Raw genomic sequence first — 2,511 nt, forward strand, 5'->3', positions numbered from 1 at the left:
ACCGCGCGCGCGCGGTGGTTATCATCGGGCCGGACCGGCATCGCGTCGCGCGTGACGTGCCCGCCGGACTGCCGGTGCTGCACGCACGGCTGCAGCCGGAGGGACGGCTGCTCGACCTTGTCGGGCGGCAGGTGATCGCCTTCGCCGGGATCGGCCGACCGGCCAAATTCTTCGACGCCCTGCGCGACGCGGGTATCGCTCCTGTGCGCACCCTGCCGTTCCCCGACCACCATGCCTATACCCGTCGCGACCTCAGCCTGCTGGAGGGGCTGGATCAGCAGCCCGGCACGCGCCTTGTCACCACGCCCAAGGATGCCGTACGCCTGCCGCCCGAGCTTCGGGCGCGGATCACCGTGATCGGGACGAAGCTCCAGTGGGAGACGCCGCACGCCGCCGAGAACCTGCTTGACCGGCTTGTCGGCAGCAGGACCGACCTGTAACCCTGCCCGGCTGATGACCCGATCCCGCGCCCGCCCTGCCCACCGTGCCGAAGCGGCGGTCGCCCGCCTTGTGCTCGCCTGCCTCCGTCGCCTCGGCCCCGTGCGGGCGTCCAATCTGGGGGGGGCCGTGTGCCGGGCGATCGGACCGTGGCTGCCCGTGTCGCGTATTGCCGACGTCAATCTGCGGCTGGCCATGCCTGATCTCGACGCGACCGCACGGCGGCGCATCGTGGCCGACGTCTGGGACAATCTCGGTCGCACGGTGGGCGAATTCCCCCACCTGAGTTCCCTGAAGGAGAACACGCCCGAGGGCCCCGGCTGGGACGTGACAGGGGCCGAACATCTGCGAGCGCAGGTCGCACGCGGCGGCCCGGTGCTGTTCGTATCCGGCCATATCGGCAACTGGGAGATGCTGCCCCCCGCCGTCGCCCGGCATGGACTGCCCTTTGCATCGTTCTATCGCGCGGCCGGCAATCCCCTGATCGACACCCTGATCGGCCAACTGCGCGCGGACGCGATGGGACAGGATGTCACCCTGTTCGCCAAGGGCGCGCGCGGCGCGCGCGAGGCGCTGGCCCACGTGGCACGGGGTGGCAACCTCGGCCTTCTGGTCGACCAGAAGATGAATGACGGGATCGAGGTCCGCTTCTTCGGCCGTTCGGCCATGACGGCACCGGCCCTGGCCGCGATTGCCCTGCGCTACGGCTGTCCGGTTATTCCGGGCTACGTCGAGCGCCTCGGCCCGGCGCGGCTGCGCGTCGTGGTCGAGCCCCCCCTGCCCATTCCTGAGTCAGGGGACCGTCAAACTGACCAGAAGCAGCTCACCCAAGCGGTCAACGATCGTCTGGAGCACTGGATACGCACACATCCGGGCAGTTGGCTGTGGCTACACCGCCGATGGAATAAGCAATTGTATAAAAAATAGTCGTTTTTATGCGCGAATCCACGGCTGAGTATTGTTTTTTTGTCACATTGCCCATTTTTTGACTCGTTTCCTGCCCGAGTCGCGTATTTTGAAATTGGCGTCTCGCCATGACGCGGTTAGCGTTCACCCACGCCACGCGATCAACAGGACACCGAGATGACAACAGCCATGACTCATCCCGACCGTTGCACCAGCTCGAACGTCGTTCCGCTTCGTCTGGGGATTCTGCCGCGTCACCGCGACTATCTGATGCGCTGGCTTGAGGCCGGCATGCGCATGGGCCTGTGCGATGCGGATGTCTGCCGTGAGGACAATCGTCTTTTCGACATGGTGCTGGTCTGGGTACGTGAAAACGCCGACCCGGCCTATGGCGTCCACCCCGAAGGCATGCGCTGGGTGCTGACCGATCACCTGCGCGACCATCGCCTTGGCACCTTCGCGACGTTCGAGGCCGCGTTGCAGGCCATTCGCCCCGTCATGCCGGCAGGCGCGATCGCCGCCGCCTGAACGGACCCGGCGCAGCCGGCCACCCGCATCGGAGGGCAGTGCCCTTCGTGCCCGTTTCGATGATGAAAAAACAACGCCGCGATACGACCGCCCAACCGGTCGGTTCAGGCGCATCGCCGCGCTAGGTGCCGTTATGGGCGCCCGGCGTGACCATGTGCGCGCCCCCTGTCGGCTGGATCTCGAACACCGCGAGACGGCGGCGCACATGTCCGTCGGGCATCAGCGTGAACAGGCCGTCGACCCCGGCAAATCCGTTGCTTTTGGTCAGCGCGTCGACGCGATAGACGCCGCTGCCGTCGTTCAGCGCGCGGGCCAGCGCGGCAGAATCGTAGCTCAGGTCCGCAAGCGGCGTCGGCATGTGGTGATAGGCGGCCAGAAACTGCTGGACGAAGGTCTGCCGCGCGCGCGGATCCGGGGCCGCATACCATGCCCCCCCGATGCGCCCCAGCTTGCTGGCAAACGCACTCCACAGGCCCGGCCCCAGCAGACGAACGTGTGACGCACTCACCTGCTGCGTGTGCAGCAGGTCGATCGTGCGCGCCAGATCAAGACCCGTGTCGCCCAGCAAGAGCGCGTCGAACGGCGGCGCATCGAGTGTGGGCGCGGACGGCGCTGTCGTCGGCGGGGTGGCGGGGGACG

General features: G+C 67.3%; 3 protein-coding genes and 1 pseudogene. 3 read left to right on the forward strand and 1 reads right to left on the reverse strand.

Translation table 11 applies throughout. The annotated features are described in order from the left end of the window. The 3 genes from HUK82_RS15955 to HUK82_RS15965 all read left to right on the forward strand — a co-directional run. Positions 1–440 (forward strand): tetraacyldisaccharide 4'-kinase (locus HUK82_RS15955; protein ID WP_176614874.1); only part of this gene is annotated, 440 nt, incomplete at its 5' end. Between the two features lie 13 nt (positions 441–453). Further along, positions 454–1,365, forward strand: coding sequence for a lysophospholipid acyltransferase family protein (locus HUK82_RS15960; RefSeq protein ID WP_176614875.1), 912 nt, complete (start codon positions 454–456; stop codon positions 1,363–1,365). 156 nt (positions 1,366–1,521) lie between these two features. Beyond that, the gene (locus HUK82_RS15965) at positions 1,522–1,872 is read left to right on the forward strand and encodes a hypothetical protein (RefSeq protein ID WP_246495337.1); all 351 of its coding nucleotides are present in this window, start codon (positions 1,522–1,524) and stop codon (positions 1,870–1,872) included. Positions 1,873–1,993: 121 nt separating this feature from the next. On the opposite strand, the pseudogene HUK82_RS15970 reads toward HUK82_RS15965, so the two are convergent. Further along, positions 1,994–2,511: pseudogene (locus HUK82_RS15970) on the reverse strand (ABC transporter substrate-binding protein); the annotation flags it as partial.

It is taken from the genome of Ameyamaea chiangmaiensis (genome assembly GCF_013376175.1).
GTDB lineage: Bacteria > Pseudomonadota > Alphaproteobacteria > Acetobacterales > Acetobacteraceae > Ameyamaea > Ameyamaea chiangmaiensis.